The following is a 14,501-nucleotide window of genomic DNA, read 5'->3' on the forward strand; positions in this document are numbered from 1 at the left end:
GACAGCCATGCAATTTTCCGTCTACCAGCAAAGCCATATCGGCGGCCGCAAGGTCAACCAGGATCGCATGGGCTATCTGTACACGCGCGAGGCGCTGCTGCTCGTGCTGGCGGACGGCATGGGCGGCCACCTGCGCGGCGAGGTCGCGGCCACGATCGCGCTGCAGAGCATTGCCACGCGCTTCAAGGCGCAGGCCACGCCGTACGTGCGCAAGCCCGAACGCTTCCTCGAGGAGGCCCTGCAGCAGGCCCACGCCGACATCCTGCAGTACACGCGCGACCACGCGATGCCGGACAGTCCGCGCACGACGATCGTCGCCTGCCTCGTACAGCACAACGCCGCCGTCTGGGCCCATTGCGGCGATTCGCGCCTGTACTGGCTGCGCCGCGGCCAGGTCGTCGGGCGCACGCGCGACCATTCGCATATCGAGTACCTGATCGCGAAGGGCCAGGCCGACGCGAGCGAGCGCGCCACGCACCCGGACCGCAACAAGCTGTATAACTGCCTCGGCGCGTCGACGCCGCCGAAGGTCGAGGTGGCGCGCGGCGCGAGCCTGGAACCGGGCGACGTGCTGCTGCTGTGCTCCGACGGCCTGTGGTCCATGCTGCCCGACGAGCAGATCGCGCAGCGCCTGGCCGCGACGAGCATCGTGCAGGCCATTCCGGAGATGGTCTCGACGGCGACCGCCATCGCCGGCCCGCGCGGCGACAACACGACGGCGCTCGCGATCCAGTGGCAGGGCGCAGGCACACCGGCCGGCGCCGGCGACCCGAGCGTCGTGTCGACGCAGATGGTGCCCGACGGCGAAGTCACGAGCCGCATCGATGCGCCGGCCGCCGCGGCGCCCGGGCCGGGTGACCCGTTCGACGAAGACGACATCGAAAAGGCGATCGCCGAAATCCGCGACGCGATCGAGAAGTCGTCGCAAATTCTCAAATAACCCACCAACAAGGATATTCATGATTCAACCCATCCGCCACAGCGGCCGTGCCGTCGACCAGCTGCGCGCCATCCGCATCACCCGCCAGTACACGAAACACGCGGAAGGCTCCGTGCTGATCGAATGCGGCGACACGAAGGTGATCTGCACCGCCAGCATCGAGGAAAAAGTGCCCGGATTCCTGAAGGGGAAAGGGCAGGGCTGGCTGACGGCGGAATACGGCATGCTGCCGCGCTCCACGCACTCGCGCATGGACCGCGAGGCGGCGCGCGGCAAGCAGTCCGGCCGCACGCAGGAAATCCAGCGTCTGATCGGCCGCTCGCTGCGCGCCGCGTTCGACCTGGAAGCGTTCGGCGAGCGCACGCTGCACCTCGACTGCGACGTGATCCAGGCAGACGGCGGCACGCGCACTGCGTCGATCACGGGCGCGATGGTCGCTGCGTACGACGCGTTTTCGAAGCTCGTGACGGCGGGGCTCGTGCCGGCCGTGCCGGTGAAGCATTTCGTCGCCGCGATCTCGGTCGGCGTCGTGGGCGGCGTGCCCGTGCTGGACCTGGACTACATCGAGGATTCGGGCTGCGATACCGACATGAACGTCGTCATGACGGAGGCCGGGCACTTCGTCGAAGTGCAGGGCACGGCCGAAGGCGAGGCCTTCGACCGGGACGGCATGGACCGGTTGCTCGACCTGGCCGAGGAAGGCATCCGCGAGCTGGTCGGCCTGCAGAAACAGGCGTTGGGGTTGGCCCACGCCGGTTGAACGCGTGTGCGGATCAGGAGAGCAGGCCGGTCAACCAGCTCGGGTGAAACGGCAACCCGCACAACCCGGCCACGCCGTAGAACACGCCGACAACGGTCGGCACCAGCGCCGCGAGATACAGCCAGCGCTGGCGCGTCAACGTGGTCACCGCCAGCAGCGACAGCGCAAGCGCCAACGCCGCGTCGGACAGGTCGAACTGGTCGTCGCGGAAGTTCAACGCGTCGTACGTGACCTGGTCCTGCTTCGCCTGCGCCAGCACGTCGCCCTTCTTCTGCGCCTGGTCGCGCTCCAGTTTTTCCAGCTCGGCGATCGCGGTGGCGTAGCCCGGCTGTTCGTTCGCCGGGCGCGACGCCGCGGCGAGGCGCAACTGCAGCAAGGTCGTATGCGCCTGCTCCTGGCGCAGATTGCGCGCCTGGTAGAAGGACCAGTGATCGATCTTGTCGGCCTGCGCCTGCTGCATGGCCTGCACGATGTTGTCGTCCTTGATCTTGCAGACGCCCATGAACGACGCCAGCAGCGCCACCGTCAGCGCGACCTTGCGATCGAGCTTGTTGTCGCCCGAAGGCGGCACGTCGTCGAGAATCTCCTTGGGTTCCATGTCACTCCTTCGCGTTGCCCGTACCCGGCAGCTTCAGCCGGCCCGTGTGATAGTCGTATTCGTACAATTCGCCGTAGCGGCCCCATTCGATCGCCACTTCCAGCATGCGCTTGGCCTGGTCCGCTTCCAGCGCGTCTTCCAGCAGGTCGATGAACGGATCTTCCGGCAGCGCGCCGCCCGGTTCGTCCTCGAGCTGGCGGCGGATGCGCGCCGCGAGCGGCACGTTCTTCAGCAACTGCTTGCCGAACAGCGCCTGACGCAGCGCCTGGTCGGCCTGGACGTAGCGCCGGCCCAGGCCAGTGAGCGCGATGTCGCCCCGTTCCACGTGCGCGAGACCGAGCAGGCCCAGTGCCTCATACGTGGGGAACAGTTCCTCGTCCGGCAGCTCCGTGTCTTCCGACAGCTGTGGCAGGTCGGCGCGGCCGTCGTACGGCGCGCCGGCCAGCAGTTCCAACACGCTTTCCATGCGACCCACGTCCGTGTCGGGCAGGCGGTAGTCGATGGCGGCCGCGCGCGCCGTCGCGGGCGTGGCGACGGGCCGCATCGTCATCAGGCCGTAGACCTCGTCGATGAGCGCGCGCACTTCCGGCGCGTCCGCGTTGCGCGGGCGCGGCAGGTCGATGCGAATCTCGTGGCGCACGCGCCCCGGATCGCTCGAGAAGATGACGATGCGGTCCGCCATCATGACGGCTTCCTCGATGTTGTGCGAGACGATCAGGATGCCGCGCGTGGGAATCCGCTTCCCGTCCCACAGATCGAGGATGTCGCCGCGCAGCGTCTCGCCCGTCAGCACGTCGAGCGCCGAAAAGGCTTCGTCCATCAGCAGCACGTCCGGGTGCGTGACGAGCGCGCGCGCGATGCCCACGCGCTGGCGCATGCCGCCCGACAGCTCGCGCGGCAGCGCGCTGCCGAAGCCGGACAGGCCGATCAGGTCGAGCATCGCGTCCGCCCGCTCGCGCCGCGCAGCGGGGGGCACGCCCTGCGCTTCCAGGCCGAGCTCCACGTTCTGCTGCACCGTGAGCCAGGGGAACAGCGCGAACGACTGGAACACCATCGCCACGCCGGACAGCGGGCCGCGGATGGGGCGCCCGCGGTATTCGACCTTGCCCGCGTCGGCGGGGATGAGGCCCGCGACGATACGCAGCAACGTCGATTTGCCGGAGCCGGATTTGCCGAGCAGGGCGACGATCTCGCCGTCGGACAACGTGAAGTCGACGCCCTCCAGCACCGTGCGCGGGGCGCCGTCGGCGCTGCGGAAGGCCTTCTTGACGGCTTGCAGTTCGATCAGTTTGTCGGTCATTTCGTTCTCCTTGTTAGCGGCCACGGTCCTCGGCCAGCAGGTACAGCCGGCGCCAGAAGAAGCGGTTCAGCAGCATGACGAACACGCACATCACGGCGATGCCCAGCGCGATGCGGTGGAAGTCGCCGGCGTCCGTCATCTGCTTGATGTAGCTGCCCAGGCCATCGGCCACGAGCGACGTCTTGCCCCACGTGACGTATTCGGCCACGATGCTCGCGTTCCACGAGCCGCCGCTCGCGGTGATCGCGCCCGTCACGAAGCTGGGGAACACGGCCGGCAGGTACACGCGCTTCCATTTCAGCCAGCCCGTCAGGCCCAGGTTGTCGGCGGCGAGGCGCAGCTCGTTCGGCAGCGTCGATGCACCGGCGACCACGTTGAACAGGATGTACCACTGGGTGCCGAACACCATCAATGGGCTGAGCCAGATGTTCGGGTTCAGGTGCAGGTGCACGAGCGCGTAGACGACGAGCGGGAACATCAGGTTCACGGGGAACGCGGCGAGGAATTGCGCGAGCGCCTGCACGGCTTGCGCGTAGCGCGGGCGCAGGCCGATCCACACGGCGGCCGGCACCCACACGAGCGACGCGAGGCCGATCAGGAGCATCACACGGACGAGCGTGATGCAGCCGAGGCCCACGACGCGCAGCGCCTCGCCCCAGCCCACCTGTGCGTGGATGAACAGCGCGAAGCGCCACGCGCCGAGCAGCGCGAGCACGAGGACGATGCGGTCGATCGCGCGCGTGGACAAGGTGAAGCGCGCGGGCCGCGGCGCCACGTCGGCGAGTTCGCGCGTGCCGAACCAGCCGAGCGTGCGTGCCAGCGCCGCCCACATGCGGTCGGTGAGGGCACGGATCCACACGCTGCGCCGGCCCCAGTCCAGCACCCATGATTGCTGCGCGTGTTCGCCCTGCGATTCCTCGAAGCGGAATTTGTCGGCCCACGCCAGCAGCGGGCGGAAGAACAGCTGGTCGTACAGCAGGATGCCGGCGAACATGGCGGCGATGGCCCACGCGATGGCCGCACCCTGTTTCTGTTCGATGGCGACGGCGATGTAGGCGCCGATGCCGGGCAGCTTGATGTCCTGGCCCGCCACCGAGATCGCCTCGGCGGCGACGAGGAAGAACCAGCCGCCGGACATCGACATCATCATGTTCCACAGCAGCGCCGGCATCGCGTACGGCAGTTCCAGGCGCCAGAAGCGCTGCCACGGCGACAGCCGGAACACGCGCGCCGCTTCCGCCAGTTCGGGCGGGATCGTCTTCATCGACTGGTACAGGCTGAACGCCATGTTCCACGCCTGCGACGTGAAAATCGCGAACACGGCGGCGCACTCGACACCGAGCAGGTTGCCGGGGAAGAGGGCGATGAACGGCGCGATGGCGATGGCCTGGAAGCCCAGGATCGGCACCGACTGCAGCACGTCCAGCAGCGGCACCATGATTTTTTCGGCGCTCTTCCAGCGCGTGGCGACGACGGCGAATCCGAACGTGAATAGCAGGGCCGCGCCGAGCGCGCTGAACATGCGCAGGATCGTGCGCAGCAGGTAGTACGGCAGGTAGGCCGGGTCGAGCGAGATCGGCGTCGGCTGGCCCAGCACGAACGGGCGTGCCATCTGCATCGCGCCGTATGCGGCCAGCGCCAGCACGACGAGGACGAGCGGCAGCAGCGCCCAGTCCCAGCGGTTCGGGGTCGTCGCGAGGAACGAGCGGCCGGTGCGGCCCGGTGTAAACAGTTCGAACATGGCTCGTCTCCGTCAGTATTGCCCGTGCAGGCGCAGGCCGAACACGTCAACCGGTCCACGCGCGCCGTTGTACGCGGGGTTGGCGACGTGCTGCCAATCCAGCGACAGCGCGGCGTGTTCGCCCAGCCCGACCTTGTAGTACGCCTCGGCGATCCGCTCCGGATGGTAGTCCAGGCGGCCGTCGCCGATGAACGCACCCACGCCGCCGGCCGCGAGATAGTCGCGGTGCGCCTGCGTCAGGCCGTTGCGCACGGCCGCCACGCCCACGGTGTCGCCGGTGCGGCCCCACGTCGCGCCCCGCAAGGTGACGCCGGCGGACAGCGACCGTTCGATCTCGGCGAACGCATACGTTTCCGACTGCCCGTCGTTGCGGCTCGCGCGCGCGAACACGGCGGCATTCTCGCCCAGCGCCTGCTCGAGGCTCGCGCCGAAGCCCGTCTTGCCGCGCTCGCGCCGCACGTCGGCCACCGACGGCGCGATGCCCGGTGCCGCGGCCGCCAGCGCGTCGCGGAAGCCGCCCATCTGCATGCGGTCGTGGAACGCGAGCAGCCGCACCGTGCCCGCCTGGCCCAGCCATGCGTGGCGATGTTCCAGTTCGACCTGGTCGCCATAGTGCCTGAAGATGCGCGTGTCGAGCGCGAGGCCGTTCGACTCGGCCGGCATGATGAAGCGGCCGGCGCGCACGGCCCAGTCGCCGTCGTAGTACTCGAGCGCCGCACCCCACGTGTAGCCGCGCGCGTCGGCGGCGAAGTCCCACGCGCCGTGCGCCAGCAGCGCCCAGTTGAGGAACTGGCTGCGCGCGTCGTGCGCCTGACTGTTGTTGTCGAAGATGTCGGACGCGGCCAGGTTGCCGGCCGTGAGCACGATGCGGCGGGCCGCCACGCTTCCCGCCAGCTGGTTCATGTCGGAGGCGACGGCCGTGCGGTCGCCGCCGAGCTCCCACGTCTGGCGCAGGAACAGGCGGGCGCGGTAGACCGTCGGCGTCAGGCCGCTCGTCTTCTGCTGCTCGCCGTTGGTCATGCCGCCCAGTCCGTGCAGGCCCGACATGGGCTTGCCCTGCACGACTTCAGGGTCGACATACAGTTCGGCGCCTTGCCACGGACGCATGCCGAAAGCGGCGGTGGCGCTGAACGAATAGCCAGTCTCGCGCCACGGCGCGAGACTGGCGGGGCCGTTGTAGGCTGCGTCGAAGGCAGGCTTGGCCTGCCACACGTACGTCGCCTGGACGTGCGCGTTCCAGGCTTCCTGCTCGGGCAGGTCGCCGGCACGGGCGCACGTCGCGGCCAGGGCCGCGGGCAGCAGCCAGGCGGCGAGAACAACATCGGAACAACGAAACATCGGTATCTCCGTCGGTGAACGGCATACCTTTCATTCGCGCTTGGCCTTCGTGAAAAGGCGTGCAGCAGGATTCGTTTGTCGTGGAATGCGATGTCCCGGCGAGCGGGACGCGGATACCATCATTCGCCCGAGGCGAGATGACGGCAGGAGGAAGAACCTGCGTTATCTTGCCGGGGCCGGACCGGCATTCAGCCGGCAACAACTGCCACTCGAACAAGTGCCCATGAAAGGGACTCCATGAAATGAAAACGGTCGGATTCTACGTGGCCGTCCTCTCTAGCGTCAAGGAAATATCCGGGCGCATCGGCCGCTATCGTGGATGCGGAATGTTGCACCGCGATGACATCGGCAACAACGAAGGAAGGGGCTACGCGCGCGCGAAACGCACGGCGTCCGGGCGGTCGAAGGCCGGGGTGGATGATAGCGGCCGCATTGTCGTTACGTGATTACATTTTTGTAATGTGGGGCCGTCACGCGACAGTGTCGTCTAGCTGTAGTGACATTACCTGATTGTAATTTTTGCGAACTTGCCTGTCGCCTATACTGCACCGCAGCGCCATGTTCATGCCGACCCGGCGCCCCCACCCTCAAGCACGCAAAGCCGCTCCCGAACCATGCACGACCTCGCCGATATTGCAGACTGGCTGCAAAACCATGCCATTCACCACGAGACTCCGGTCCACGACACGCTGCCGGACCCCGTTTTCCGCGTGAACGGTCAGGCGGCCGTGTCGTTCAGCACGAATAACTACCTGGCGCTGGCGAACCACCCGCGCCTCGTGAGCGCGGCGAAGGAGGGCCTCGAACGCTACGGCGTCGGCAATTGCGAATCGCGCTTGCTGGGCGGCGACCTGCCCGTGTACCGCGAACTGGAGCGCCGCCTGGGTGAACTGAAGCACAAGACGGACGCCGTCCTGTTCGTCACGGGCTACATGACGAACATCGGCGTGCTGTCCACGCTCGTGAAGGTCGGCGTGCTGGCGCGCATCCACGGCTATCGCGCCAAGAAGCGCCGCAAGTACGCGTATTTCACGGACGAGTACAACCACATCAGCATCCGCGAAGGCATCCTGATGTCCGGCGCGGACAAGCACACGTACCGCCACGCCGACATGGACCACCTGGAATCGCTGCTGAAGGCCGCGGACGGCGTCAGCCCGATCATCGTCAGCGACGGCGTGTTCAGCATGGAAGGCACGATCGCGCCGCTGCCCGAGCTGACGGCGCTGGCCGAGAAATACGGTGCCATCCTGTACGTCGACGACGCCCACGCCACCGGCATCCTCGGCGCGAACGGCGGCGGCACGTCGGAGCACTACGGCTGCTACAGCCCCACCATCATGCAGATGGGGACGTTGTCGAAGGCGCTGGGTGCCATCGGCGGCTTCGTTGCGCTGGAGCGCGAGATGGCCGACGTGCTGCGCCTGACGAGTTCCGCATACGGCTTCACCTGCCCGCCGCCGCCGGACCAGGCCAGTGCGCTGCTGGCCGCGCTCGACCTGCTGCAGGAAGAGCCGCAGCGCCGCGCGCGCCTGTGGGACAACCAGCGCTACTTCGTCGAGCGCATGCGCCCGCTGGGCTACACGCTGACGTCGACCGAGACGCCGATCGTACCCGTGCTGATCGGCGACGCCGAGCGTTGCCAGCGCTTCCAGCGCGCGCTGCGCGCGGAGGGCGTCCACGTCGACTCGATCCAGTTCCCGGCCGTGCCCGTGGGCCAGGCCCGGCTGCGCTTCATGCTCAACGCGGCGCACACGCGCGAGCAGATCGACCACGTCGTGGCCGTGATGGCGCACCTGTCTTCCATGCTATAGTCCACCCGGAGCCGAACCATGCCGAACTGCCTCGTGATCGAAGACGATACCGAAACCCGCGACTACCTGTGCAGCGGGTTGCGCGCGGCCGGCTACGCGGTGCAGACGGAAGCGAACGGCGAGGCGGGCAACCGCCGCCTGCAGGAGACGCGCTGGGACGTCGTCGTGCTCGACCGCATGCTGCCGGGCCAGGTCGACGGCATCGGCATCCTCGAGCAGATGCGCGCCAGAGGCGACGGCACGCCCGTGCTGATCCTGTCCGCGCTGAACAGCGTCGACGAGCGCGTGCGCGGCCTGCGCGCGGGCAGCGACGACTACCTCACCAAGCCGTTCGTCATGTCCGAATTGCTGGCGCGCGTGGAAAACCTCAGCCGGCGCAACGCGTGGTCGCGCGACGCCACCGTGCTTCAGGTGGCCGACCTGCAGCTCGACGTGCGCACGATGCGCGTGACGCGCCAGGGCACCACCATCACCCTGCAGCCGCGCGAATTCCGCCTGCTCGAATACCTGATGCGCCACGAAGGCCAGATCGTCACCCGCACGATGCTGCTGGAAGGCGTGTGGGAATACCACTTCGATCCGCAGACGAACGTCATCGACGTCCAGATCAGCCGCCTGCGCAGCAAGATCGACAAGGATTTCAGCCCGGCGCTGATCCACACGGTGCGCGGTGCCGGCTACGTGCTGAGCGCCGCCCCGACGTATGGGCCGTCCGCGCGCTGAGCCGGGCACCGGCCCGGGTCCGGGCCTGCGCGGCTCGATCGCGCTCCGGCTCGCGGTCGGCTACGGCCTGCTGCTGGCCGCGTCGATGGCCGCGCTGTCCGCCATCGTCTATTTCGGCACCGTCGGCGTGTTCGAGCGCTCGATCGACAACAAGATCAAGAGCGTGGAGGACCGCCTGGCCGAGGCCTGGGCGCACGAAGGCCGCCCCGGCCTCGTGCGCGAGATCGACGCCCAGTTGCACGACCTGATCGACACCGACACGGAAGTGCTGGGCCTCGTCGACGCCAAGCGGCATGTCCTGGCGGGCAATGTGGGGCGCTGGAACGGCGACCTGCCGTCGTCCGGCGAGCTGACGTTCGGCCAGATGCAGCGCAACGGCACGCAAGTGTCCGTGCGCCTGATCGCGACGCAGCTGGACGACGGCACCCGGCTCATCGTCGGACGCGACCTGATCGAACTCGATGCGATCCGCAGCGTCGTCGAACGCGCGCTGCTGCTCAGTGGCGCCGTGTCGATCCTGCTCGCGTTCTTCGGCGCGCAGATCTTCCGCTCGCGCCTGGAAGCGCGCATCGGCCGTATCCGCCGCACGACGGCGCGCATCGCCGCGGGCGAGCTGTCCAGCCGCATCGTCGTGATGGGCAGCGACGAATTCGCGCGCCTCGGCGACGACATCAACCGCATGCTCGACCGCATCGAAGCGCTGATGGAAGGCGTGCGCCACGTGTCGAACTCCATCGCGCACGACCTGCGCACGCCGCTGTCGCGCGTGCGCTCGCGCCTGGACCGCGCGCTGCAGGCGTCGGCCGACCCGCACGCGCTCGTGGCGGACGCGCGCCTCGCCATCGAGGACATCGACAGCGTCATCTCGCTGTTCGACAAGCTGCTGCAGATCGCCGCGCTGGAATCGGGCGTGCGTGCGGGCACGTTCGAAAAGCTCGACCTGGCCGCCATCGCGCACGACATGACGGAACTGTACGAAGCGGCCGCGGAAGAGCAGGGCGTCGCGCTGCGCTTCGGCGGCCGGCCGACGACGATCCGCGGCGACCGCGACCTGCTGGCCAGCGCCCTCGCGAGCCTGATCGACAACGCCATCAAGTACGGCCGCAGCGGCGGCAAGGTCGACGTCGCGGTCGACACGATCGATGGCGCACCCGTGCTGACGGTGCGCGACTACGGCCCGGGCGTGTCGGCGGCGGAGATGGAGAAGATCACGCGGCGCTTCTACCGCGTGGACCAGAGCCGCCACCTGCCGGGCAATGGCCTGGGCCTGTCGATCGTCACCGCCATCACCCAGCTGCACGAAGGCACGCTCGCGCTGCGCCACGCGGAGCCCGGGTTCGAGGCGCGCATGGTGTTTCCGCAGGCTTAGCGCGCGCGGACGGCCGAATGTCGGACCGACGATTCTCCACGCTGCGCCGCATCCCGGGCCCGATCTGGATCCTCGGCTTCGTCAGCATGCTGATGGATATCTCGTCCGAAATCGTCCACAGCCTGCTGCCGATGTTCCTCGTCGCCGGCCTCGGCGCCAGCATGACGACGGTCGGCCTGATCGAAGGCATCGCCGAAGCGACGGCGCTCATCGTCAAGATTTTCTCCGGCAGCCTCAGTGACTACCTCGGCAACCGCAAATGGCTCGCGGTTGCCGGCTATGCGCTCGGCGCCGCCAGCAAGCCGTTCTTCGCCATCGCCGCGTCGGCGGAGGTCGTGCTGGCGGCCCGTTTCGCCGACCGCATCGGCAAGGGCCTGCGCGGCGCGCCCCGCGATGCGCTCGTGGCGGACATCACACCGCCACAGTATCGCGGCGCCGCGTTCGGCCTGCGCCAGGCGCTGGACACGGTCGGCGCCTTCACCGGCCCGCTGCTCGCCGCGGGCCTGATGGTGCTGTGGGTGAACGATTACCGACGCATCTTCTGGATCGCGCTCGTGCCGGGCGTGCTGGCCGTCCTGCTGCTGGCGCTGGGCGTGCGCGAGCCGGCAAAGACGGTGCAGTCGAAACGTGTCAATCCGCTCAGCCGAACGAGCCTGCGCCGGCTGTCGGGCGCGTACTGGTGGGTCGTCGCGACCGGCGCCGTGTTCATGCTGGCGCGGTTCAGCGAAGCGTTCCTCGTCCTGCGCGCCATGCAGGGCGGCATGCGGCCGGCACTCGTGCCGCTCGTGATGGTCGCCATGAACGCCGTCTACATGCTGTCCGCCTACCCGTTCGGCAAACTGGCCGACAGCGTGGACCATCGGCGGCTGCTCGTCGCAGGGCTCGCCTTCCTCGTGCTGGCCGACGTCGTTCTCGCCCACAGCGGCCGGTGGCCGGCCGTCCTGCTCGGCGTGGGCTTGTGGGGATTGCACATGGGGATGACGCAAGGCCTGCTGGCCGTGATGGTGGCGCAGGCCGCGCCGCCCGACCTGAAGGGGACGGCGTTCGGCATGTTCAACCTCGTCTCCGGCATCGCGCTGCTGGCGGCGAGCGTCGTCGCCGGCGCGCTGTGGCAGCGCGTGGGCGCCGCCGCGACGTTTTACGCCGGCGCGGTGTTCAGCGTGCTCGCCGCCGTCCTGATCATGGTCCGCAGCCGCGCTTAGCCGGCGGCGCCGATCGCCACCGGACGCCGCGCGGCCCCCACCATCACCCATGCAGCCAACGCCAGCTCGACGACCTTCGTGGCCCGCTGCACCAGCAGATTGACGTCCGGTCCCGCGACGAACTCCACGTTCGAAAAGATGCTGGCGAGGTTCAGCACCATGTGCAGCAGCACCAGCAACCACAGGCTGCCCGTGCGGTAGCGCGCGGCCGTGAACATCATGCCGGCGCAGGCGCTCATCAAGGCCCACACGACGGCACCCGGCCAGTCGCCGTCCATCGGGCCGTGCATCAGGTGCATGGAGCCGAACAGCAGCCCGTTGACCACGATCGCCTGCCACACGGGAAGGCGGAGCAGCAGGGCGAAGATCACGCCGCGGAACAGCAGTTCCTCGCCGAACGCGTTCACGAACTGCATCAGCACTTCCCCGCCGACGTCGGGCCGCGCATCGAGGCGCACGCCCAGCGCGGCGAACATCAGCACGGGCACGAGGCAGGCGTAGAAGAATGGCGGCGGGCGCAGGCGGTCGGCGCCCAGGCCGACGGCGCGCCACAGGCCGAGGGCCTGCGTCAGCAGCAGCGGCAGGACGACGGTCGACGCGAACGCGGCCAGTTTCACCTTGCCCCACGCAGCCGGCGGCGCGTATGCCTTGCCGGCTTCGAGGATCAGGAGCGTGACGCCGAACTGCAGGGCGGCACAGAGGATGGCGGCGACGAGCGGATGGCGGTCGGCGGCTTGGCGAAATGGCATGGTGGTCTCCCGGTGTTGTTGTGGACGCGATGATAGGAACGTGCGCGGTCCAGTGCCAGCGCCGCGCGACCGGCTGCGCTTATCGCGGGATGAGCGGTAAAATACGCAGTTCTTCGTCCAGACCGAGACCGCAATGACCCAACGCCTCATCCTTGCTTCCAACAACGCGGGCAAGCTCAAGGAATTCGCAGAACTGCTCGGCCCGATCGGCTTCGAACTCCATCCGCAGGGCGAATTCAACGTCCCCGAAGCGGAAGAACCGTTCGGCACCTTCGTCGAGAACGCGCTGCAGAAGGCCCGCCACGCCGCCCGGCTGACCGGCCTGCCGGCCCTCGCCGACGATTCCGGCGTGTGCGTGAACGCCCTCGGGGGCGCGCCCGGCGTGTACTCGGCGCGCTTTGCCGGCGAACCGAAGTCGGACGTGCGCAACAACGCCAAGCTCGTCGCCGACCTCGCGAGCCACGCCGACAAATCCGCGTATTACTACTGCGTGCTCGTGTACGTGCGCCACGCCGACGACCCGCAGCCCGTGATCGCGGACGGCGTCTGGCGCGGCCGGATCATCGACACGCCGCGCGGCGCCAACGGCTTCGGCTACGATCCGTACTTCCTCGTGCCGGACTTCGGCAAGACGGCCGCCGAGCTGGCGCCGGAAGAAAAGAACGCCGTCTCGCACCGCGGCCAGGCGCTGCGCGCGCTCGTCGACAAGCTCGGGAAGCTCGCATGATTCCGATTAAGCCCGTCGGCCCGGACGCCACGCCGCGCAACGCCGCGAGCGCGGCCCTCCAATACCTGCAGCCGGGCGCGCTGAACCTGGCGGCGCTGCCGCCGCTGTCGCTGTACATCCATTGGCCGTGGTGCGTGCGCAAATGCCCGTACTGCGACTTCAATTCGCACGAGTCGAACGGCCCGATCCCCGAGCAGGCCTACCTGGACGCGCTGCGCGCCGACCTGGAACAGTCGCTGCCGCTGATCTGGGGCCGCAAGATCCACACGGTGTTCATCGGCGGCGGCACGCCGAGCCTGATGTCGGCGGCGGGCCTCGACCGCCTGATGTCGGACCTGCGCACCTTGCTGCCGCTCGACCTCGATGCCGAGATCACGATGGAAGCGAACCCCGGCACGTTCGAGGCCGACAAGTTCAAGGCCTTCCGCGCCAGCGGCATCAACCGCCTGTCGATCGGCATCCAGAGCTTCAACAGCGCGCACCTGCAGGCGCTGGGCCGCATCCACGATGTCAATGAGGCGATCAAGGCCGTCGAGATCGCGCATGCCAACTTCGACAACTTCAACCTCGACCTGATGTACGCGCTGCCGGGCCAGACGCTGGCCGAGGCACAGGCCGACATCGACACGGCGTTGCGCTTCGCGCCGCCGCATCTGTCGCTGTACCACCTGACGATGGAACCGAACACGGTGTTCGCGAAGTACCCGCCCGTGCTGCCGAGCGACGACGAGAGCGCCGATATCCAGGACATGATCGCCGAACGCACGGCGGCCGCCGGTTATGGCCACTACGAGGTGTCGGCCTATGCGAAGCCGGGCCACCGCGCGCGCCACAACCTGAATTACTGGCTGTTCGGCGACTACCTCGGCATCGGCGCCGGCGCGCATTCGAAGCTGTCGTTTCCGCATCGCGTGCTGCGCCAGGCCCGTTACAAGCAGCCCGCGTCGTTCATGGAGGCAGCGTCGAAGGGTAATGCCGTGGCCGAGGAACGCGAGATCGGGCGCGCCGAGCTGGGTTTCGAATTCATGCTCAACACGCTGCGCCTGACGGAAGGGTTCGACCCGAACCTGTTCGGCGAACGCACGGGCATGCCGATCAACGCCATCGAGAAGCCGCTGAACGAGGCCGAGGCGAAGGGCCTGATCTACCGCGACTTCCGCGTCATCCGGCCGACGGAACTGGGCCAGCGCTTCCTCAACGATCTACAGGAAATCTTCCTGACCGAAGACTGAAGGAGAAC

General features: G+C 68.2%; 13 protein-coding genes. 8 read left to right on the forward strand and 5 right to left on the reverse strand.

The genetic code is table 11. The features are described from left to right. The first annotated feature begins 7 nt into the window (after positions 1 to 7). Positions 8 to 940, forward strand: a complete 933-nt coding sequence (locus NX784_RS07240) for a PP2C family protein-serine/threonine phosphatase (RefSeq protein ID WP_258815986.1) — start codon at positions 8 to 10, stop codon at positions 938 to 940. A 19-nt stretch (positions 941 to 959) separates the two neighbouring features. Next, positions 960 to 1,700, forward strand: coding sequence for a ribonuclease PH (gene rph / locus NX784_RS07245; protein WP_307735917.1), 741 nt, complete (start codon positions 960 to 962; stop codon positions 1,698 to 1,700). Between the two features lie 13 nt (positions 1,701 to 1,713). On the opposite strand, the gene NX784_RS07250 is transcribed toward rph, so the two are convergent. From NX784_RS07250 to NX784_RS07265, 4 genes are read right to left on the reverse strand one after another with little or no spacing between them, the layout of a single operon-like run. Continuing rightward, positions 1,714 to 2,298 carry a DUF4337 domain-containing protein gene (locus NX784_RS07250; protein WP_258815987.1) on the reverse strand — a complete coding sequence of 195 codons (585 nt, stop codon included), beginning with the start codon at positions 2,296 to 2,298 and terminating at the stop codon, positions 1,714 to 1,716. Position 2,299: 1 nt separating this feature from the next. Next, positions 2,300 to 3,598 (reverse strand): ABC transporter ATP-binding protein, encoded by a 1,299-nt coding sequence (locus NX784_RS07255; protein WP_258815988.1) that lies wholly within the window; start codon positions 3,596 to 3,598, stop codon positions 2,300 to 2,302. A gap of 13 nt (positions 3,599 to 3,611) precedes the next feature. Further along, entirely contained in the window at positions 3,612 to 5,339 is a 1,728-nt protein-coding gene (locus tag NX784_RS07260; protein ID WP_258815989.1) for an ABC transporter permease, read from the reverse strand. Between the two features lie 12 nt (positions 5,340 to 5,351). Beyond that, entirely contained in the window at positions 5,352 to 6,677 is a 1,326-nt protein-coding gene (locus tag NX784_RS07265; RefSeq protein ID WP_258815990.1) for a carbohydrate porin, read from the reverse strand. A gap of 614 nt (positions 6,678 to 7,291) precedes the next feature. Between NX784_RS07265 and NX784_RS07270 the strand changes: the two genes are divergently transcribed. The 4 genes from NX784_RS07270 to NX784_RS07285 are packed head-to-tail and all read left to right on the forward strand — an operon-like array spanning position 7,292 to position 11,785. Beyond that, positions 7,292 to 8,491: an aminotransferase class I/II-fold pyridoxal phosphate-dependent enzyme gene (locus tag NX784_RS07270; protein WP_258815991.1), complete on the forward strand. Its 1,200-nt coding sequence runs from the start codon at positions 7,292 to 7,294 to the stop codon at positions 8,489 to 8,491. An 18-nt stretch (positions 8,492 to 8,509) separates the two neighbouring features. Continuing rightward, complete coding sequence (locus tag NX784_RS07275) at positions 8,510 to 9,214, forward strand: response regulator transcription factor (RefSeq protein WP_258815992.1); 705 nt, start codon at positions 8,510 to 8,512, stop codon at positions 9,212 to 9,214. Further along, positions 9,195 to 10,583 (forward strand): sensor histidine kinase, encoded by a 1,389-nt coding sequence (locus tag NX784_RS07280; RefSeq protein ID WP_258815993.1) that lies wholly within the window; start codon positions 9,195 to 9,197, stop codon positions 10,581 to 10,583. Before NX784_RS07275 ends, NX784_RS07280 begins: the two co-directional genes overlap by 20 nt. A 17-nt stretch (positions 10,584 to 10,600) precedes the next feature. Next, entirely contained in the window at positions 10,601 to 11,785 is a 1,185-nt protein-coding gene (locus tag NX784_RS07285; protein WP_258815994.1) for an MFS transporter, read from the forward strand. Here the strand turns inward: NX784_RS07285 and NX784_RS07290 are convergent. Further along, the gene (locus tag NX784_RS07290; protein ID WP_258815995.1) at positions 11,782 to 12,534 is read right to left on the reverse strand and encodes a CPBP family intramembrane glutamic endopeptidase; all 753 of its coding nucleotides are present in this window, start codon (positions 12,532 to 12,534) and stop codon (positions 11,782 to 11,784) included. The two genes, NX784_RS07285 and NX784_RS07290, sit on opposite strands and share 4 nt — an antisense overlap. A gap of 133 nt (positions 12,535 to 12,667) precedes the next feature. Between NX784_RS07290 and rdgB the strand changes: the two genes are divergently transcribed. Both rdgB and hemW read left to right on the forward strand, forming a co-directional pair. After that, positions 12,668 to 13,261, forward strand: coding sequence for an RdgB/HAM1 family non-canonical purine NTP pyrophosphatase (gene rdgB, locus NX784_RS07295; RefSeq protein WP_258815996.1), 594 nt, complete (start codon positions 12,668 to 12,670; stop codon positions 13,259 to 13,261). Then, a complete protein-coding gene (hemW, locus tag NX784_RS07300) occupies positions 13,258 to 14,493 on the forward strand; it encodes a radical SAM family heme chaperone HemW (protein WP_258815997.1) in 1,236 nt (411 codons plus the stop codon). Before rdgB ends, hemW begins: the two co-directional genes overlap by 4 nt. Positions 14,494 to 14,501 lie beyond the last annotated feature (8 nt).

This window comes from Massilia pinisoli, assembly GCF_024753285.1.
GTDB classification, from domain to species: domain Bacteria; phylum Pseudomonadota; class Gammaproteobacteria; order Burkholderiales; family Burkholderiaceae_D; genus Telluria; species Telluria pinisoli.